14 protein-coding genes are annotated in these 19501 nt (G+C 68.3%); 6 read left to right on the top strand and 8 right to left on the bottom strand.

Annotated elements, in window-relative coordinates:
• Nucleotides 1-492: 492 nt before the first annotated feature.
• Nucleotides 493-1977: an AAA family ATPase gene (locus ACFWPK_RS13815; RefSeq protein WP_378915291.1), complete on the top strand. Its 1485-nt coding sequence runs from the start codon at nucleotides 493-495 to the stop codon at nucleotides 1975-1977.
• Between the two features lie 91 nt (nucleotides 1978-2068).
• On the opposite strand, the gene ACFWPK_RS13810 is transcribed toward ACFWPK_RS13815, so the two are convergent.
• Nucleotides 2069-2968, bottom strand: coding sequence for a LysR family transcriptional regulator (locus ACFWPK_RS13810; RefSeq protein ID WP_378915269.1), 900 nt, complete (start codon nucleotides 2966-2968; stop codon nucleotides 2069-2071).
• Nucleotides 2969-3039: 71 nt separating this feature from the next.
• Between ACFWPK_RS13810 and ACFWPK_RS13805 the strand changes: the two genes are divergently transcribed.
• The 4 genes from ACFWPK_RS13805 to ACFWPK_RS13790 all read left to right on the top strand — a co-directional run bounded on the left by ACFWPK_RS13805 (nucleotide 3040) and on the right by ACFWPK_RS13790 (nucleotide 7919).
• The gene (locus ACFWPK_RS13805; protein WP_378915267.1) at nucleotides 3040-3966 is read left to right on the top strand and encodes an EamA family transporter; all 927 of its coding nucleotides are present in this window, start codon (nucleotides 3040-3042) and stop codon (nucleotides 3964-3966) included.
• 186 nt (nucleotides 3967-4152) lie between these two features.
• Nucleotides 4153-5907, top strand: a complete 1755-nt coding sequence (locus ACFWPK_RS13800) for an FAD-dependent oxidoreductase (RefSeq protein WP_378915265.1) — start codon at nucleotides 4153-4155, stop codon at nucleotides 5905-5907.
• A 63-nt stretch (nucleotides 5908-5970) separates the two neighbouring features.
• Entirely contained in the window at nucleotides 5971-7206 is a 1236-nt protein-coding gene (locus tag ACFWPK_RS13795; RefSeq protein ID WP_378915263.1) for a MurT ligase domain-containing protein, read from the top strand.
• Nucleotides 7203-7919 carry a type 1 glutamine amidotransferase gene (locus ACFWPK_RS13790; protein ID WP_378915261.1) on the top strand — a complete coding sequence of 239 codons (717 nt, stop codon included), beginning with the start codon at nucleotides 7203-7205 and terminating at the stop codon, nucleotides 7917-7919. The genes ACFWPK_RS13795 and ACFWPK_RS13790 overlap by 4 nt, the downstream gene beginning before the upstream one ends.
• 1 nt (nucleotide 7920) lies before the next feature.
• Here the strand turns inward: ACFWPK_RS13790 and ACFWPK_RS13785 are convergent, their stop codons facing one another.
• The 7 genes from ACFWPK_RS13785 to ACFWPK_RS13755 all read right to left on the bottom strand — a co-directional run bounded on the left by ACFWPK_RS13785 (nucleotide 7921) and on the right by ACFWPK_RS13755 (nucleotide 18690).
• Nucleotides 7921-8295, bottom strand: coding sequence for a type II toxin-antitoxin system VapC family toxin (locus ACFWPK_RS13785; RefSeq protein WP_378915259.1), 375 nt, complete (start codon nucleotides 8293-8295; stop codon nucleotides 7921-7923).
• Nucleotides 8292-8543, bottom strand: a complete 252-nt coding sequence (locus tag ACFWPK_RS13780) for a type II toxin-antitoxin system Phd/YefM family antitoxin (protein ID WP_378915257.1) — start codon at nucleotides 8541-8543, stop codon at nucleotides 8292-8294. The genes ACFWPK_RS13785 and ACFWPK_RS13780 overlap by 4 nt, the downstream gene beginning before the upstream one ends.
• Nucleotides 8544-8599: 56 nt before the next feature.
• Nucleotides 8600-9481: a bile acid:sodium symporter family protein gene (locus tag ACFWPK_RS13775; protein WP_378915255.1), complete on the bottom strand. Its 882-nt coding sequence runs from the start codon at nucleotides 9479-9481 to the stop codon at nucleotides 8600-8602.
• Nucleotides 9482-9599: 118 nt separating this feature from the next.
• The gene (locus tag ACFWPK_RS13770; protein WP_378915253.1) at nucleotides 9600-10667 is read right to left on the bottom strand and encodes a putative zinc-binding metallopeptidase; all 1068 of its coding nucleotides are present in this window, start codon (nucleotides 10665-10667) and stop codon (nucleotides 9600-9602) included.
• 3 nt (nucleotides 10668-10670) lie between these two features.
• Nucleotides 10671-11567, bottom strand: coding sequence for a transglutaminase N-terminal domain-containing protein (locus ACFWPK_RS13765; RefSeq protein WP_378915251.1), 897 nt, complete (start codon nucleotides 11565-11567; stop codon nucleotides 10671-10673).
• Complete coding sequence (locus ACFWPK_RS13760; RefSeq protein ID WP_378915249.1) at nucleotides 11564-14617, bottom strand: circularly permuted type 2 ATP-grasp protein; 3054 nt, start codon at nucleotides 14615-14617, stop codon at nucleotides 11564-11566. The genes ACFWPK_RS13765 and ACFWPK_RS13760 overlap by 4 nt, the downstream gene beginning before the upstream one ends.
• A 41-nt stretch (nucleotides 14618-14658) precedes the next feature.
• Nucleotides 14659-18690: a transglutaminase family protein gene (locus ACFWPK_RS13755; RefSeq protein WP_378915247.1), complete on the bottom strand. Its 4032-nt coding sequence runs from the start codon at nucleotides 18688-18690 to the stop codon at nucleotides 14659-14661.
• Between the two features lie 154 nt (nucleotides 18691-18844).
• Here ACFWPK_RS13755 and ACFWPK_RS13750 point away from each other — a divergent pair, with 154 nt between their 5' ends.
• Nucleotides 18845-19486 (top strand): hypothetical protein, encoded by a 642-nt coding sequence (locus tag ACFWPK_RS13750; RefSeq protein WP_378915246.1) that lies wholly within the window; start codon nucleotides 18845-18847, stop codon nucleotides 19484-19486.
• Nucleotides 19487-19501: the final 15 nt, after the last annotated feature.

Below are 19501 nucleotides of genomic sequence, written 5' to 3'. Positions count from 1 at the left end.
GCGGTTTTCCGGCGGTGGCGTCCGCCCGCACGGCGAACCCATCGGCGCCAACCCGGCGGCCCCTCGGGGCCGCGGACACGTGCGCGCCAGCGCACCAATAAACACCGTGTTAGCGTTTTAGGGCATATTCAGCGCCGAGCTTTCCTGCTCGTTCAGCGAGCAAGTGGGGGAACTGTGACCAACAACGACCATAATCCGACCTCTCCGCCGTGGCTGCAGAGTCCGTCGGCTGACGTGTCCGAAGCTGCGTCCGGTCCCTCCGGTGTGCAGACCGCGACCGAGGACGACATCGAGCCCGCCGACACCGCCGCCGAACCGACCGGCGAACTCGGCGATCCGTCGACCGGCGAGCAACCCGTCGCCGAGCCCGGCCATGCCGGACTCGCCGACCAGACCGTGTACCAGCCCGCCGGTTTCGCGCCGCCGGGTCAGTTCGCGCAGGGCGCTCCGTACTCGGTGCCCGATCCGTATCAGCACAATGGCGCGCCGCCGATGAACGGCCCCGAGCAGCAGCCTTGGCCGGGTCAGCCGGGCGAGCAGCCGTGGCTGCCGGGTCAGCCGGGCGAGCAACAGCCCTACCCCGGCCCGCACGCGACCGGCGAGCAGCCGCAACCTGGCATGCCGCCGCAGTATCCGGGTGCCGACGGTCAGCCCTACCCCGGTCCTGAACAGCAGCAACAGTTCCCGCCCCAGGAGCAGGGACCGCAGTCCGAGCCCATCTACAGCTGGGCGCCTCCGCCGCCGCCGATGTACCAGCCGCCGATGCAGGGCGGGATGTCCCCGGGTCAGCAGCCTGAGCAGCCGGGACAGTTTCCCGGGCAGCCGGGACAGTTCCCTGAGCAGCCGGGACAGTTCCCTGCGCAACCGGGACAGTTCCCAGGTCAGCTCGGCCAGCCTGGTCCGCCGCCCGGCCAGCAGTGGCAAGGCGGTCCGCCCCCGCAGCAGCAGCCGTTCCAGCCGCAGCACATGCAGCAGCCCGGCCAGCCCGGCCATTCGGTCAACGATCTGAACCTGCTCAAGCGCGCGCGTAAGTCGCCGCGCAGCGGGTGGCGCAAGGCCGTGCACAAGGTGTCCGGCGGTGCGATCAACCCCGGTGAGTCGGCGGCCGATGTCGTCTACCGCGATCTCGGCGAGCGGGTCAACCAGCCCGTGCGCGGCGATTACCGGATCGCGATCCTCTCGCTCAAGGGCGGTGTCGGCAAGACCACCACCACGGTCGGTCTCGGCTCGACCTTCGCCTCACAGCGCGGTGACCGTGTCATCGCCATCGACGCCAACCCCGACCTGGGCACGCTCGCCCACCGGGTGCCGCGCCAGACCCGCTCGACGGTGCGCAACCTGCTCGAAGACCAGCAGATCACCCGCTACTCGGATGTGCGCGCACACACCTCGCAGGCCCCGAGCCGACTGGAAGTGCTTGCCTCCGAACAGGATCCGGCCGTGTCGGAGGCCTTCAGCGAGGCCGATTACCGCAAGGCCATCGGCATCCTGCAGTCGTTCTACAACATCATCCTCACCGACTGCGGCACCGGTCTGATGCACTCGGCGATGTCGGGCGTGCTGGATATGGCGAGCTCGCTGGTGCTGGTCACCTCCCCCGCCATCGACGGTGCGCGCAGCGCCTCGGCGACGCTGGACTGGCTCGACCACCACGGCTACTCCAAGCTGGTCGAACGCACCGTCGTCGTCGTGAACGCCTCGCGGCGTGGCGCGTCAACGGTGGACCTGGACCAGCTGCGCAAGCTGTTCCTCGACCGCACCCGCGCCGTGCAGATCGTCCCGTTCGACGATCACCTGGCCGAGGGCGCCGAGATCGACCTCGAACTGGTCAGCAAGCCGACCAGGCGGGCCCTGCTCGAACTGGCCGCGATGGTCGCCGACGACTTCAGCTACCACGGTCAGCACCAGAACCAGCAGCAGCCGTATCAGCCGGGCCAGCCCTACCCGGGTCAGCAGTACCAGCCCGGCCAGTTCTGACGTAACACCGAATTCCGTTGTCGCCGAAGATCGCCGGCGGGTAGGTGGCTTATCGCGGCCTATCCGACCGGCGGCGACGGCATGGGTTCGGTCACCGCGCGATGACTTCGCGCGCCGCGGCCTCGAACGCGTCGAGCACCGTGGCGATGGCTGGGCTGCGGTATGCCTGCGGGCGGGTGATGACCTCGTAGACCCTCGCCGCACGAACCCCGGCCAGCGGTAGCACCGACACGTCGGGGTGGGCGACGGCATAGCGAGGCATCAGCGCGACACCGTAGCCGGACGCGACGAGCGTTTCGATCACCCGGAACTCGTTGAGCCGCTGCGCGATCCGCGGTCGCACCCCGGTGACGGTGGCGATGGACTCGAGCACATCGTCGATCGGGAACCCACCGCGCACGCTCACCCAGGTCTCTTCGGCGAGTTCTTCCGGACGCACCGACGAACGCCCGGCCAGCGGATGATCCGGCGCGACAACGACATCGATCGGTTCACGCATCAGCACCCGCGCCGACAGCCGCGGCCCGGACAGCGACCGCGCGCGTTCGTCGCGATGAGTGAGCACGATGTCGTAGTCGGCCAGCAATTTCGATGCCTCGCTCGGCGGCAGGTCCTCGTCACCCGCGACCAGCTCGACCCCGCTGGTGGCCAACGTGGCCAGCACCGGCGGCAGCAGCAGCGCGGCTCCGGACGGGAACGACGCCACGCGCACCTGTCCGCGCGGCGAGCCCCGATAGTGGGCCATCTCCGCGGTGGCCCGCTCCATCGCGGCGAGCACGTCGTCGGCCCGCAACACCAGCGCCTGCCCCGCATCGGTGAGCCGCACCCGTCGCCCGTCCGGTTCGAGCAAAGCGACCCCGGCCTCCCTGGCCAGCACCTTCAGCTGCTGCGAGATCGCCGACGGCGTCATCGACAGCACCTCGGCGACGGCGGCGACCGTGCCACGGTCGGCCAGCTCGCGCAGAATCCGCAATCGATCGATCGAGAACATGAAGTAAAACTACGTTATCCATCCATATTTATTCGATTGTGCTGATCTTTAGCGGCCCGCACGATAAGGGCGTGACCTCCCGTGACCGCCTGCTCGGACTGACCGTCGTTGTGCTCTGGGGCCTGAACTTCCTGGCCATCCGCATCGGCCTCGACCACTTCCCGCCCTTCTTCTTCGTCGCACTGCGCTTCGCCGTCATCGCGATCCCCGTGCTGATCTTCATCCCGCGCCCGGCGGTGCGTACCCGCTGGCTGCTGCTCTACGGCACCGGCTTCGGCACCCTGCAGTTCGCGTTCCTGTTCACGGCGATGCGCACCGGCATGCCGACCGGTCTCGCCTCACTGGTGCTCCAGTCGTCGGCACCGTTCACCGTGGTGCTCGGCGCGGTCCTGCTGCGCGAGCGATTGCGGCCCGTGCAGGTGGCCGGTCTCGTGGTCGCCGTGCTCGGCATGGTCGTCATCGGCGCCGACCGCATGGTCACCGCCACCCTGCTCCCGGTTCTGCTGACGCTGGCAGGCGGCCTCGGCTGGGCGTTCGGCAATATCGGCGCCCGCCAGGCCGGTGCCGACTCCCCCGGCTACAACCCACTGCACCTGACCCTGTGGATGTCGGTGGTGCCCGTGGTGCCGATGCTGGCGCTGTCGATGGCTGTCGAGGGGCCTGGAACAGGCTTCCGCGCGGTCGGCACCGCGTTCACCGCCGACGGCCTGCCCGCACTGGCCGCGCTCGCCTACATCGCCGTCCTCTCGACCGTCTGCGGATCCAGCCTGTGGACCTACCTGATGAGCCGCTACCCCGCGGGGACGGTGGCGCCGTTGTCGCTGCTCGTGCCGGTCGTCGGCATCGCCGCGGCCTGGACGGTCCTCGACGAGGAGCCGTCGGTGGCCGCGCTGATCGGCGGGGCGGTCGTGATCGCGGGCGCCTTCGCGGCGACCACCGGCCGCGGCATCGGGAAAACACCAGCGCCCGCCCCCATCCCCGAATTGGCCCGAGCCTGAACCCGAATTCAACCCACGATCGCTCGAGCTCTGGCTAGCATGTGATCGGTCGCCCGATGCGTTTCCGCGCGACCGGTCGGTTTCGAGCTCGCGAACGACGTACAGGTCGATAAAGCTTGGTCTTCGCCGCGCTCTAGAGTGGTAGCAAATCCCAGGCAAAACTCGAGCAAGGCAGCTGAACAGCGTATGGCGGAACAGCGGTGGCCCGTTTCGCGAAGGAACCTTCTTCGCGGCACGGTCGCAGCGGGGGTGATATCGGCGGGGGCCGTAGCGGGAGCGCCTGGATTCGCCGCGCCACCCGGCCGACGGGTCGCGGTACTCGGCGGCGGTGTCGCCGGACTGACCGCCGCCCACGAATTGGCCGAACGCGGGTTCGAGGTCACCGTGTACGAGGCGCGGGCGCTCGGCGGCAAAGCGCGCAGCGTGGGCGTGCCGGGCACCGGCCGCGACGGCAGGCCCGATCTGCCCGGCGAGCACGGATTCCGCTTCTTCCCCGGCTTCTATCAGAACCTGCCCGACACGATGCGCCGAATTCCGTTCGCAGGCAATGCCGACGGCGTGTGGAACAACCTCATCGCGGTGCCGGAGGCCAGGTTCTCGCGCCGCGACGGCGACGACATCCTGCTCGCCCTGCCCGACAGCATCACCGCCGCCCAGGTGACCCCGGATTCGATCCGGGAAACCCTGGCCGCCACGATCACCACGATCTCCAGGATGTCGCCCACGGAAGGCATGTACTTCGCCAACCGGCTGATGGTGTTCAACACCAGCTGCGATGCCCGCCGATTCGGCCAGTGGGAACACACCTCCTGGTACGACTTCGTGCACGGACACGAGCGTTCGCACGAGTTCCGCGCGATCGTGTCCAGGTCGCTGACCTCGATCATGGTCGCCGCCAAGGAGAACCTGGCCAGTACCCGCACCATCGGCAGCATGGGCGAACAGTTCCTCGGCAACCCGCTCGGCATCGGCAACGACGGCGGCCTGGACCGGGTGCTCAACAACACGACCAATACCGCCTGGATCGATCCCTGGGTGCGCCACCTGCGTGGCCTGGGCGTTCGGTTCGAACTCGGCGCACGGGTCAGCGAACTCGAGGTGCGCGACCGACGGATCCGAGCTGCTCGAATCACCGATTCCACCGGGCCACGCACGATCGACGCCGACTATTTCGTGGTGGCACTGCCGGTGGAACAGGCCAGAAAACTGTGGTCGTCGCAAGTGCTGGCCGTGGCACCGGAACTCGCCGCGACGGATCGGCTCTTCGTCGATTGGATGAACGGAATTCAGATCTATTTCCGTGCGCCACTGCGTATTTCACGCGGACACACGGCCTATGTCGATTCGCCGTGGTCGCTCACCTCGATCAGCCAGAATCAGTTGTGGACCGACAAACTGCCGTCTTTCGGCGACGGGTCGGTGGCCGATTGCCTTTCGGTGGATATCTCCGACTGGAATTCGCCCGGAATGCTCTACGGCAAACCCGCCACCGAATGCACCCACGAGGAGATCTTCCGCGAAGTCTGGGAGCAGTTGAGCAGCCATCTCAACGATCGCGAACAACTACTCAGGCCCGCCGACGTGCATTCCTGGTTTCTCGATCCGGGAATCACCTGGCAGGGCAGCCGCAACGCGAATGCCGACCCGTTGCTCATCAATACCGCGGGTTCGTGGGACGCCCGCCCCGAGCCGCACGGCTCGATCGAGAACCTGTTCCTCGCCGGTGATTATGTGCGCACCGATGTCGACCTGGCCACCATGGAGGGCGCCAACGAGTCGGCCCGCGCCGCCGTGAACGCGCTGCTCGACGTGGCGGGCTCGTCGGCGCCGCGCTGCCGTGGTTTCCGCCTGCGCCGCACCCCCGAACTCGAGCCGCTGCGGATCATCGACGTCGACCGCTACGCCAAGGGTCTACCCAACCTTTTCGACGTCCCGGCCTGACGCGGACGCAGCTCACACCGCTCCCGCACGCGCGCCCGGACACCGCGCACATAGACTCGCGGCGTGGCAGACATCTCGGTGCGTGGGCGCTTGGCCTTGCGAGCAGCGGCGGCAGCGTCGTGGGCTTCGCAGAAGGCGGGTCGCGGCAAGGGTTCGATGATCGGCGGCCTGATCGCGTTGAAGATCGATCCGTCGATCATGACGCAGCTCGGGCGAGGTCGGCGAACAGTGCTGATCACCGGCACGAACGGCAAATCGACGACCACCAGGATGACGACCGCCGCGCTCGGCACGCTCGGCGATGTCGCGACCCAGGCCGACGGCGCCAATATGGACGCGGGCATCGTGGCCGCGCTCAGCCTGCACCAGGGGGTGGCGCTGGCCGCGATCGAGGTCGACGAGCTGCACCTGCCGCACGTGAGCGACGCGCTCGACCCCGCCGCCGTCGTCCTGCTCAATCTCAGCCGCGACCAGCTCGACCGGGTCGGCGAGATCAACATGATCGAACGCAAGCTGCGCGCCGGGCTGTTGCGTCATCCCGACGCGGTCGTGATCGCCAACTGCGATGACGTGCTGGTGGCCTCCATCGCCTACGACCATCCGAATGTGGTGTGGGTGTCGGCGGGCAGCGGCTGGGCCGTCGACGCGACGAGTTGTCCGCGCAGCGGTGAGCCGATCGTCTGGGAAGGCGAGAACTGGCGCTCGACCGGTGCGGATTTCCATCGCCCACAACCGGTCTGGTGGCTCGAAGGCGAAGACCTGTGCGGCCCTGACGGTTTCCGCGCTCCGCTGCACCTGGCGCTGCCGGGTCGCGCGAACCGCGGCAATGCCGCGCAGGCTGTGGCCGCCGCGGTCGCGATGGGCGCCGAGCCCGCGAAGGCGACCGATGCCACCGGCACCGTGCGCGAGATCGCGGGCCGCTACCGCACCGTCACCGTCGGTGATCACGATGCCCGGCTGCTGCTGGCCAAGAATCCCGCGGGCTGGCAGGAAGCGCTGTCGATGATCGAGCCGTCCTCGGCCGGTCTGGTGATCGCGGTGAACGGTCAGGTGCCCGACGGCGAGGATCTGTCCTGGCTGTGGGATGTGCGGTTCGAGCACTTCGAAGGCGTGCAGGTGGTCGCCGCCGGCGAGCGCGCCACCGACCTCGCCGTGCGCCTCACCTACGCGGGCGTCGAACACACGCTCGTCCCGGATCCTCTGCGCGCCATCGCGTCCTGCCCCGCCGGACACGTCGAGGTGCTGGCCAACTACACCGCGTTCCGCGATCTCAACCGTGACCTGGAGGCCCGCAAGTGAGCGAGTCAACCATTCGTATCGGCCTCGTCCTGCCCGACGTGATGGGCACCTACGGCGACGGCGGCAACGCGCTGGTCCTGCGGCAACGCCTGCGCATGCGCGGCTACGACGCCGAGATCATCGACATCACCCTCGCCGATCCCGTCCCCGACTCCTTCGACATCTACACCCTCGGCGGTGCCGAGGACTCGGCGCAGCGCCTGGCCACCCGCCATCTCCAGAAATACCCCGGCCTCCAGCAGGCTGCCGCCAAGGGCGCCCCCGTCCTCGCCATCTGCGCCGCCATCCAGGTGCTCGGCAACTGGTACGAAACCTCGGCGGGCGAAAAGGTCGACGGCGTAAGCCTTTTCGATGTCACCACCTCTCCCCAAAAAATCCGTGCCATCGGTGAGGTAACCACCACACCCCTGGTCCCCGGACTCAAAGCATCCCTCACCGGTTTCGAAAACCACCGGGGCGGAACGACTCTTGGCCCCGACGCCACCCCGCTGGCCCGCGTCACCCGCGGTGTCGGCAACGGCGTGGGCGACGGCACCGAGGGCGTCGTCCAGGGCTCGGTCTTCGGCACCTACCTGCACGGCCCGGCCCTGGCCCGCAACCCCGAACTCGCCGACCTCCTCATCGCCAAGGCCCTCGGCATCCCCGCCACCGACCTGGCCCCCCTCGACCTCCCCGAGGTCGACCAGCTCCGCAAAGAACGCCTACGCGCCTGATTCAGCAGCGCAGCGAATCAACTTCGTACTGGAGGCAATACGGATCTCGGGTGATGAGCGTCAGCTCCTCACAACGAGCCTGAGCGACCAATATCCGGTCGAAAGGGTCGCGATGGATCAATGGCAGACGTGCGGCCTCGATCGCATGCCGCGCATCGATGGCCAGCGGCAGAAAGCCACTGCCGACGACCCGCTCGGGTAGGTCGGCGGGACCAGCCAGCTTTCCCGATGCCTGCTTCATCGCGATCTCCCACACCGATGCCGCGCTGACGTACACGTCGGGATCGTGGTCGAGCCGCTCCCGTAGCCCGGCATCAAGCGTGGGGTCGTCGGTGAGCCACCACAGGATCACATGGGTATCCAGCAGCACGCTCATGCGTCGAAGTCGCGCGCGAGATCGGCATTGGTCTCCGGCGAATCCCAATCAGACGACAACTCCACGCGGCCACGCAGCGAACCACGACCGGTGCGATTGACCCGACGGCTCAGCGCAACCACCTTGGCGACCGGAGTGCCGGCACGACTGATCACGATTTCTTCCCCCTGCTCCACCCGCTCGATGATGCGCGACAGGTTCGTCTTCGCGTCGTGAATATTGAACTGTTCCGCCGCGTTCCCTGCCATAACGCCTCCTTAGCTAAGAGGTTAGTCCGCTAGTAGGAAAGTGTCCACTGTCTGGCTCACTCGGCGGCGACCTCGGTTCGCACCTGCCGACGGGTGATGAGCCAGCCGACGAGCGCGGCGAGGGGGAACATCAGTACGCCGTAGACCGCTGCGGGAATGGCCATTTCGGTGCTGTCGAGGACGCTGATCGCGATGGTGATGGCGATGGTGCTGTTGTGGATGCCGACCTCGAACGAGCAGGCGATGGCCTGGCGGTCGGCGACGCCGAGCAGGCGCGGCAGGTAGTAGCCGGCCGTCAGGCTGATCAGGCAGAACACGACGGTGATGGCGCCGACATCGGCGAGCGAGTCGGTGAGTGTGTCGCGCTCGCTGACGATGGTGCCGACGATCACCAGCAGCAGCGTGATCGCCGACCCGATGCGCACCGGCTTGTCCATCCGGTTCGCGAACTCCGCCGACCAGCGGCGCACCAGCATGCCGAGGCCGACCGGAACCAGCACGATGGCGAAGACCTGCACCACCTTGCTCAGCTGCAAACCGACGGAACCGTCCTCGCCCGCCGGCTCGAAGTAGCCGATGGCGAAGTTGGTCACCAGCGGCACGGTGACAACCGCGATGATCGAGTTGACCGCGGTCAGCGACACATTCAGCGCCACGTCACCACGGAACAGGTGGCTGAACAGGTTCGCCGTGGTCCCGCCGGGCGAGGCGGCCAGCAGCATCATGCCGACCGCCAGAATCGGCGACAGATCGAACAGCAGCACCAGGCCGAACGCGACCACGGGTAGCACCAGCAATTGGCAGGCCAGCGCGATGGCGACGATGCGCGGTGTCTTCGCGATGCGGGCGAAGTCGGCGCCGGTGAGCGAGAGCCCGAGACCGAACATGATCACCGCCAGCGCCAACGGCAGACCGACTGATACCAGTGGAGAGTTCATAGCCACACACTTCTCATCGAGCAGTCCGTGTCGAGGTACCGACCGGATTGAGACGCTCCGGTCTCAATCTCGAAGAGTAGCTATCTGTGACGCTCGTCGCAGCGAAATCGACAATGCGTTATCCGGTAGAGGCGATGATCTCCGGGACGGCGGCATGACTACCGGCGCACAGGTCGTGGACGAAGCGCATCTTCTCCAGCACCCGATCGGGCAGCACGAAGGGATACAGGTCGTCGCGGCCCATCGAGCGGTTGACCATGTTCAGCGACCAGGTCAGCGGCAGCCAGAGCTCGATGATCTTGTCGAACCCGGCGCGGCCGATCTGCGGGCGGTCGAGGGTCGCGCCCGCGGGGGCGAGGCCGAACGCCGCCGCGGTATCGAGGGTGTCGCGGATGTGCAGGTAGTGGGCGAAGGTCTCGGCCCAGTCCTCGGCGGCGTGCATGGTGGCGTAGGAGGAGACGTAGTCGCGCTTCCAGCCGGGGGGCGCACCCTGGGAATAGTGGCGATCCAGCGCCGCCTGGTAGTCGGCGAACGGATCGCCGAACAGATCCCGGAAGCGTCGCAGCGCCGCGTCATCAGCAACCAGAACGGGGAAGAAATAGTGCCCGATCTCGTGCCGGAAGTGGCCGAGCAAGGTGCGATACGGCTCGGCCATCTCGATCCGCAACTGCTCGCGATGCGGGTCGTTCGCCTCGGCGAGGTCCAGGGTGACCACTCCGTCGATATGGCCCGTGAGCACGCCCTTGGTGCGGCTGGACAGCAGATCGAAGGCCAGCCCGTGCTCGGGGTCCTCGTCACGGCCGACGATTGGCAGGCCCAGTTCGACCAGTTCGAAGATCAACCGGCGTTTCGCCGCCTCGGCCTCGGCGAACGCGGCGAGACCGCTGGTATCGGAATCGTTGGGCCTGGTCCTGGTCAGCCGGCACGACAGGCACAGCGCCGGACCCGCCCCATCCCGGTCGACGAGCCAATTGCATTGCGCCACATGCAGGTTGTCGCACAGGCGGAAGCGATCACTGTCGACGACGCCTGCCGCGTGATCGACCGCGGCGTCACCCGGCGGGTCACCGATCACCACCAGCGTGCGGTCGGTCAGGCTGAAACCCAGTGCGCTGCGGCAGGACAGGCAGACCGAGTTCTCGAAAGCCAGCTGCTGACCGCAATTCGGACAGACGAAATCACGCACGGACTACACCTCCACCGGAGCTACATCGACCGAGACCTTGATTGTGGACTGCTTCGCATCGGTGTAGATGATGCCACGCAGCGGCGGAACGTCCTGGTAATCGCGGCCCCACGCCACCGTCACGTACCGCTCGTCGGCGAACTGGTCGTTGGTGGGGTCGAAGGCGATCCAGCGGCCGGTGCGATCGGTGTCGTCGGTGCCGGGCAGCCACACCGCCGCCCAGGCGTGGGTGGCGTCGACGCCGACCATGCGTTCCTTGCCAGGGGGCGGATCGGTGGCGAGATAGCCGGAGACGTAGCGGGCGGCCAGACCCTGCGAGCGCAGGCAGGCCGCGCCGATCCGGGCGAAGTCCTGGCAGACACCTTCGCGGGCGGCGAAGACGTCGGCCACGCTGGTGCTCACCGTGGTGGAGCCGGACCGATACTCGAAGTCGTCGTGGATGCGGGTGTTCAGCTCGGTCACCGCTTCGAGCAGCGGCCGTCCCGGCGGGAAACTCCGCGCGGCGTAGTCGATCACGTCGGGCGTGATCTCGGGCGGGAGCAGATCGAGGGTGAACTCGACGGCGAGTGGGCCGGTGGCGGTGCTCGGACGCGCCGACTCCCATGGCAGGTCGACGCCCGGCAGGTGCCCCGGATGTTCGCCGTCGACGTCGACCAGGGACTCGCCGGTGACTTCGAGATTGCGGTGCTCGGAGGTCACATGGAAATACGTCGTGGTGTTGCCGTACACATCGGTGCCCACCGAGCGGTCCGAAGGCACGGGGTCGATGTAGATCTCGTGCTCGAGCAGGCGCTGGCCCGGATATTCGCGCGGGGTGAGGTACGCGCGACCGTAGGAGCTGGTCACCTCGTCGGAGTAGCTGTAGGTGGTGCGGTGCACCACCATGTATCGCCGGGTCATCCGACCATCCTGGTATTACCCCAGAGCGGCTGAATACCGAGCGGGACAGTGAGTTTGGTGGCTTCGAACGATTCGGCCAGCTTGCGCAATCGCAAGTGCACCCCCTCCAGCAGTTCCACCAGCTCGGTTCGTACGCCGTCGTCGTCGGTGTGTTCCAGGTCGGCCGGGTCGACGCGGCGCAGCATGCGCTGGGCATCGGCGAGCAGTCGCTGCGAACGCGAGGCGCCGGAACCGCCTGGTAGCGCTTGGAAGTCGGCCTCGAGGCGGTCGAGCTGATAGACCAGCGAACGCGGATTGCCCGGATCGAACAGCAGCAGTCCGGCCAGCGCGGCCACATGCGCCGAACCACGATGGCGGCGACGGTAACTCACCGCCGACTCGGTCGCGGTGAGCACGGCCTCCGCGACCACCCCTTGCACCTCGGCCGAACTCCGCCGCCCCAGTGCGGCATTGATCAGCGACGTCACGGCGAGTCCACGCTCGATCCGTTTGCCGATATCCATGACGTACCAGCCGGTGTCGCGCACCAGCGACTCGGCGCCGATCCCCGACAGCGACAGCAACGCCGCCAGCGTGAGCGAATGCACCGCCGAGAGCGCCGTCTCCTGTTCGGTACTGGCACTGCGGAATTCGGCCAGCGCGCGATCGACAGCACCGATGATCATCCAGGTGTCGCTGGAGAGCTGATCGCGCACCGCCCGCGCGGCGGACCCGTAGTGGTCCACCGCGTACGACAACGATCCGGCCAGCTCGCGGTCACCGGTCAACGAGGCCAGGTACTGGAATCCCTCCGCGGAGGCGCCCGCGACCGCCCGGCGCGCCGCCACACCGTCCTGACCACTGGAATCCATCGCACGATGGGTGAACTGGCCCTGCGCCTGCCGCGACCGCGCGAGAACCGGCTCCGGCTCAGGCGCGGGCACCGGCTCCGCCCCACGCTCGGGCGTGACACCGGTGGTGCGCAGCGCGCGAGCCAGCGCACTGGTCCCCGCCCGCTCCCACGGCGCCTCCGCCTCGTCGTCCTCGGAGTCGAGTTCCTCCTCATCCGCTGTGGACGGATCCTGCCCTGCGGACTGGCTCTGCCCCACCGACCCCATCGGATCAGAGGGCGAGTCGTGAGGTGTTTCGTCCGTTGATACTTCGTCGGATACGGAGCGCGGTGACGGCGTCACGTCGGACCGTACCGCCACCAGCTGACCGATTCCGTCGGGCAGCACCGACTGTGGAGCGGTGGTGCCCGTGGTGATCGACAGCGCGCGCATGAGGATCGGCAAGGCTGCGGCGCCGTCGAGCCAGGGGCGGTAGCGGTAGTCCTGGTAGACGTCGTGAGTGGCGGCGAGCAGGCGGACCACCGACTCGGCGCGTTCGCTGTAGCGGCCCATCCAGAACAGGTCGTTGAGCACACGCGGTGAGCTGATCGCCTCGACGACCGGAACCGCCCTGCGCAACCGTTCCTCGTGCGGCGCTTCGGAACTCACAGCGGGCACGGTGGCCGGGGCCGCGCGGACCCACACGTCCTTGGCGGCCACCTTGATCACACTGCGGGTCGGTTCGAGCCGCATGCGCTGCTGGCCGAGTCCGCCTGACATCGCCGTGTAGCTGCCCCGCCTGGCCAGCGAGAACAACCGCATGCCCACCGGTGCGGGTGCCAAGCCCGCCGGACCGTCGACCGCGGGCGCGACCGAGAACTCGGCGGGTTCCTGCCCGACCCACTTCCACCGTTCGGCCTCGATCCGGGCGGCGAGGTCGACGCGTTCGGCCGCCGACAGGCTCGGCCCGAAGATCGTCGAGCCGTCGACGGCGGAGCGGATCACCAGGTCACCGACGTGCGACACCAGGTGCGCACGCTCGGTGTCGTCGCCACCCCAGTAGGTGGGGGTGGCGTCGAGCAGCAGATCCTCGCCGAGGACCGAGCGCGCGATGCGCGGCAGGAACGGGCTCAGCGCGGGCGATTCCAGCAGCCCACTACCGAGGGTGTTCACCACCGTCACCGCCCCGCGGCGCAGCACCTCGACCAGCCCGACCACACCGAGGCGCGAATCGGGTCGCAGATCCAGCGGGTCGGAGAATTCGGCGTCGACGCGTCGCAGCACCACGTCGACCCGCTCCAAGCTGCCGAGCGAGCGCATCCACAGCGCGCCGTCGCGCACCACCAGATCGGAGCTCTCCACCAGCGGAAACCCGAGCATCTGCGCGAGATATGCCTGGTCGAAGGCGGTTTCGGAATGCGAACCCGGGCTGAGCACGACGACGACCGGCTCTTCCCCGTCGGCCAGCTCCGGCGCCGCCTCCTCGAGCATCAACCGCATGGCCCGTGCGAACGGGCTCAGTGGTCGCGGCCCCGCGTGCTCGAAAGCCTCGGGAATCGCCGAGGCCACCACACGACGGTCGGCCAGCGCGTACCCGGCGCCCGAGGGAGCCTGCGCCCAGTCGGCGAGCACCCGGAACTGCCCGTCACTCCACCGGCTGATGTCGCAGGCGTGCAGGAACAGCTGATGGGTGCCGGGGATCGTGATGCCGTGCGCGGCCCGCACATACCCGGTATTGCCGAACACCACCTCCGCGGGCAGCAGGCCCGAGCTCAGCAGCCTGCGCGGACCGTACACATCGGTGAGCACCTCGTCGAGCACCAGCGAGCGCTGCACCAGCCCGGTTTCCAGGCGGGTCCAGTCCTCGGCGGAGACAAGCAGCGGAATCGGGTCGAGGCGCCACGGCTGCGGGATCGCGGTGTCGTCATCGCCGCCGAGACCGACCTCGGTGTAGGTGACACCGTCGTCCTCGATCTGCCTGCGCACCCGGTGATCGATCCGATCGATCCCGCCGATCCCCTGATCGATGAAGTCGGCCGACAGCTCCGACCACATCGATCGCACCCGCCCACGCCCGTCGACCAGCTCGTCGTAATAGCCCGTGGTCGGCCTGCCGCACTCGTCGAAGCGCGCACCCGCCAAGCTGTCAGCCCGATACCGCGCGAACTGCTCGGCGACCTGAGCGCGTACGCCCGATCCCTGCCGATTCCCGTCCCTGAGCGCTTCATCGCGCTGAGCCACCGAGCCTCCTGTGTTGATTGCGGCTGGCGCCAAATGACCGACTAGGTACCCCACACTGTTCGCGCGCGGCGTAGGTCCAGGATGCCTGGTGCGCCGACATCGGTCGACTGTGCCGCGATCTTCGCACGGAGTTCGGCGGGATCCATCGGGTTCACCGTATGTCCGGCGGCCTCGAATCGGCGATTGCGGCGCGACTGGGCGGCGACGGCGTTGACGGGCGCGTCGTCGTAGGCGCGGCCGCCGGGGTGCACGACGTGGTAGGTGCAGCCACCGCGGGAGATGCCCGTCGCGCCGTCTACCAGGTCGAACACCAGGGGGGCGTCGACGGTGATCGAGGGGTGCAGCGAGTTCGGCGGCTGCCAGGCGCGGTATCGCACTCCTGCCACCTGTACGTCGGATTTGTCGGTGGCCAGCAGCGGGACCGGCATGCCGTTGCAGGTCAGAACGTATCGGCCGCGATCGGCACCGACCAACCGCACCTGGAGACGTTCCACCGAGGAGTCGACATAGCGAGCGGTGCCCTGGCCGGTGGTCTGTTCGCCGAGGGTGAGCCACGGTTCGATCGCGCCGCGCAGTTCCAGCTCCGCCTCACCGATCATGGCGGTGCCGATGCGGGGGAAGCGGAATTCGGTGAAGGGGTCGAGCCAGGCGGTGTCGAAGTCGACGCCCGCCGCGCGCAGGTCGGCGGCGACCTCGGCGATGTCGTTCATCAGGAAGTGCGGCAGCAGATAGCGGCCGTGCAGGTTGGACCCGTGGCGGATCAGCGGCGCGCGCAGCGGCTTGTCCCAGAACATCGAGACCAGGCCGCGCACCAGCAACGACTGCACCATCGCCATCTGGAAATGCGGCGGCATCTCGAAGCCGCGCAGTTCCAGCAGCCCGAGCCGGCCGCGAGCCGAGTCGGGGCTGTAGAGCTTGTCGATGCAGAACTCGGCGCGGTGGGTGTTGCCGGTGAGATCGGTGAGCAGATGCCGCAGTGCGCGGTCGATATGCCAAGGGGCCGACTGGATTTCGTAGGGCGTGGGCCCCGCGGCTTGCGCGGACAGCCTGGCCACCTCGGCGAAGGCGATCTCGAGTTCGTAGAGGGCGCCCTCGCGACCCTCGTCCGCGCGGGGCGCCTGCGAGGTCGGGCCGACGAAACGGCCCGCGAACAGGTACGACAGCGCCGGGTGGCGCTGCCAGTAGGTGAGCATGGAAACCAGCAGGTCGGGGCGGCGCAGCATCGGCGAACGCGCCGGGGTGACCCCACCGAGGGTGATGTGGTTGCCGCCGCCGGTACCGCCGTGGGTGCCGTCCACGTCGAAGGATTCGGTGCTCAGCCGGGCGAGCCTTGCCTGCTCGTAGAGGGTGTTCAGCACCTCGGCCTGCTCGGCGAACGAGCTGGTCGGCATGATGTTCACCTCGATCACACCCGGGTCGGGCGTCACCGAAAACGTCTGTAGCCGTGCGTCACTCGGCGGGGCGTAGCCCTCGAGCACCACCGGCTGCCCGATCGCCACCGCCGCCGCCTCGACCTTGGCGATCAGATCGAGGAAGTCGTCGAGTTCGGTCACCGGCGGCAGGAACACATGCAGCCGCCCCTGCCTGACCTCGGCGACCAGCGCGGTCGTCGGCGTGAAATCGGCAGGCTCCACCGCGGCGGGCGGCTCGACCCGTTCCGCGCTCAGCGGTTTCTGGTAGAGCGGGTCGCTATCGGGCAGGATCGGCGGCGCGTGCCAGGACACCGATCCGATCGGAAGACGAAGTCCGGCAGGCGAATCACCATCGGCCAACACGATCCGGCCGCGACTGTTCTCGGCGCGTCCACGGCGCAGCTGCCAGTCGGCACTGGCCCAGCCCGCGCCGTCGGCCCGCCGATGAATCGGCAGCACATAGGCCGAGGGCTGATCGACCGACTCCTCCAAGCTCTCCAGCAATACCCGCCGCACCTCGGGCGAGTCCTCGGCCGGGTCGATGTCCGCGGGCGGCGGATCGCCGTACGGCGCGCTCACGGTCGCGGCCAACCGGGCCAACGGATCCTCGAACGCGGGCCGCACCTGCACCTCCGGCAACCCGAGGGTGCCCGCGATCTCGGCGATCAACGCCTTGGCCGCACCGATGTCGGCCGCGGGCGCCCGGTCGGGAATCACCCCGGCGGCCGAGTTGCTCGGCTGCGAGCGGGTCAACTGGATGGGCGGGTGGACCGACGGCGGACCGCTCCCAGCTCCCTTGTCCCTTTTCCCGCGAAGTTTGTTCTTCCTCGCTGCTTTTCGCAGCTCGGCCTCAGCCTTCTTGGCCGCCTTGGCCGACTCCTTCGCTTCCTTCTTCGAGACCTTGACCTCCCTCGCCGGGACCTGCTTCGCCGGGCGGGCATCGCCACCGGCATCGGCGCAGGCCTGCTGGCTCTCCGCGGCGCGGCGATGTTCGGCGGCGACCAGCTCGACGGGCTCCTCGATCAGCGGCGGTCCGTCGTCGAACTCCACCACGTCGAAACTCACCGCCTCCTCCGCAGGCTCTGCCTCTTCCGCGAGTTCGCCCGCGTCGGCGTAGTCGATTATGTCGAGCAGGTCGACACCGCCTGACTCCCCGTTGCGCCGCACATCGTCGTCATCGGCGAGCCCCAGCGCGATAACCGCGGCAGCGACTTCGTCACCACCGATCCGACGACGCGCATCGAAGACCGCGACCATGTCGACCGGGCCGGGTTCCCTCGGTGCGACAACAGCGGGCACGACCTCGGCAGCCGCGTATCCGTTCGAGTGGGCGGGCCCTGCCGTTTCGGTGGCGACCCGCGTCTGCGGCGTGTGCCGCGCCACCGGCGTCCACGGGTCGGTGAGCAGGTCCTGACGCCGCCAGATCGGCTCGCCATCGGCCCGCCAGGCGATCGCGATCTCCCAGCGGGGCAACGGTTCTCCGGGATACCACTTGCCCTGGCGGTACTGCACGATGCCGGTCGGCGCGTAGATCGAGCGGAGGCGGTCGGCGAGGTCGACGGCGCGCTCCCGTTTGTGTCTGCCGTCGGCGTCGGTGGTCCACTGGGCGCTGACCTGGTCGTCGATGGAGACGAAGGTCGGCTCGCCGCCCATGGTGAGGCCGACATCGGCCGCCGCCATCCGCGCGTCGATCGCGGCACCGGAGGCGACGATGCGCTCCCACTGGGAATCGGTGTAGGGCAGCGTGACTCGCGGATCCTCGTGGATACGGCGAACCACATTGCTGAAGTCGAGGGTGGCCTCGGTGATCCCGGTGGCCCCGGTGATCGGGGCGGCGGCGCCGGGATGCGGGGTGGCGGCGAGCGGGATGTGGCCTTCACCCGCGAACAGGCCGGAGGTGGGGTCCATGCCGACCCAGCCCGCACCGGGCAGATACACCTCGGTCCAGGCGTGCAGGTCGGTGAAGTCGGCGGCCGGGCCCGACGGACCGTCCAGCGACGGCACGTCGGAGGTGAGCTGGACCAGGTAGCCGGAGACGAAGCGGGCGGCCAGCCCTAGCTCACGCAGCACGCCGACCAGCAACCAGGCCGAGTCGCGGCAGGATCCGAGCGCGGTGCGCAAAGTGTGATCGGGCGTTTGCACACCCGCCTCCATGCGCACGGTGTAGTCGACCGAATTGCGTAGCGCGTAGTTGAGTTCGACGAGATAGTCGATGGCCCGGATCCTGCCCTGCGGCCGGTGCGCCCGCGCCCATTCCCGCAGCAACTCCCCCGGCCCGCTGCCCGGCTCCGTCTCGTCGACGCGCCGCAGGTACGGCGCGAGATCCTCGGCGAGTGCGGTGTCGTACTCGAACGGGAAGAACTCGGCGTAATCCTCGATGAAGAAGTCGAACGGGTTGACCACCTCGAGGTCGGCGATCAACCCCACGGTGATCGACAACTCCTTCGTCGGGTTCGGAAACACCAGGCGCGCAACGAAATTGCCGAACGCGTCCTGCTGCCAGTTGACGAAGTGCTCGGCCGGTGACACCTCGAGGGAATACGCCTCGATCGGCGTGCGCGAGTGCGGCGCGGGGCGCAACCGCACTTCATGCGGATGCACCTCTACGAGACGATCGAAGGAGTATGCCGTGCGGTGCTCGAGTGACACCTTGATGCCCATTCACCAAGTGGACCACAAACCCCCGACACCGCGCGGGCCGACGAAACCGGAGTTTCCCGACCGGCACCCCTTTCGAAACACCGCGGTAATAGCCGGTGTCAGCCCGGCGGGTTACCGGGCCGAGACGCAGGGCACCAGCAGCTAAGCTGGCACCGTGAGCTACGACCACATCCTGCTGCCGTCCGGCGTCGCCAGCTCTGTCGACGAGATCGACGCCTACCTCGCCGCCCAGGAAGGCCTGACCGAGTCCGAACCGATCGCCGAGATCGCGGCCGAGTTGAACGCGCGCAACGCCGAACTGCCGGTGGACGACTCGTTCCTCAGCGTCGAATCCGTCGGCGGCCCCAGCGGCGACACGCTCTACATCCCCTCGCCGTACGACGCCATCGGCTTCGTCCGCAACCTGCTCTTCGACCTCGCCACCCCGCGCGGCTACGCCGTCTACGATCCGCAGCTGACCTGGATCATCGACCCGGCCGACCACATCCCGATCAACGTCACGCACGGCGGCGCCGGCGAATTCCCGTATCTCACCGAGGAATTAGCGCACCAATGGGTCGCCGGGCTCGCCGCCCCCAACCCGTACCTCATCGTCGAAGAGGGCGAACAGCGCTACATCCAGACCTACCGCGACCCGAGCGGCCCCTACACCCTCGAATATCGCGACGGCGCCCCCGACCGGCATTTCGGCACGACCCTCGATGACCCGGCGCAGGTCGCCGGCATCATCTGGGACTGGGCCAACGGCAAGCCCGCCACCACCGACGGCATCACCTGGACCCGCGTCGAGCTCTGATCCTCGTACGGCCGC

The organism is Nocardia sp. NPDC058519 (assembly GCF_042719755.1).
In the GTDB taxonomy this organism is placed as follows: domain Bacteria; phylum Actinomycetota; class Actinomycetes; order Mycobacteriales; family Mycobacteriaceae; genus Nocardia.
This window is presented reverse-complemented; position numbering and strand designations above follow the sequence as displayed.

Excerpts from the sequence above, each read along its gene's own strand:
- ACFWPK_RS13765 (WP_378915251.1), bottom strand. The coding sequence starts at position 11,567 with ATGACCCGGCGATACATGGTGGTGCACCGCACCACCTACAGCTACTCC.
- ACFWPK_RS13775 (WP_378915255.1), bottom strand. The coding sequence starts at position 9,481 with ATGAACTCTCCACTGGTATCAGTCGGTCTGCCGTTGGCGCTGGCGGTG.
- ACFWPK_RS13810 (WP_378915269.1), bottom strand. The coding sequence starts at position 2,968 with ATGTTCTCGATCGATCGATTGCGGATTCTGCGCGAGCTGGCCGACCGT.
- ACFWPK_RS13785 (WP_378915259.1), bottom strand. The coding sequence starts at position 8,295 with ATGAGCGTGCTGCTGGATACCCATGTGATCCTGTGGTGGCTCACCGAC.
- ACFWPK_RS13780 (WP_378915257.1), bottom strand. The coding sequence starts at position 8,543 with ATGGCAGGGAACGCGGCGGAACAGTTCAATATTCACGACGCGAAGACG.
- ACFWPK_RS13800 (WP_378915265.1), top strand. The coding sequence starts at position 4,153 with ATGGCGGAACAGCGGTGGCCCGTTTCGCGAAGGAACCTTCTTCGCGGC.
- ACFWPK_RS13815 (WP_378915291.1), top strand. The coding sequence starts at position 493 with ATGAACGGCCCCGAGCAGCAGCCTTGGCCGGGTCAGCCGGGCGAGCAG.
- ACFWPK_RS13755 (WP_378915247.1), bottom strand. The coding sequence starts at position 18,690 with ATGGGCATCAAGGTGTCACTCGAGCACCGCACGGCATACTCCTTCGAT.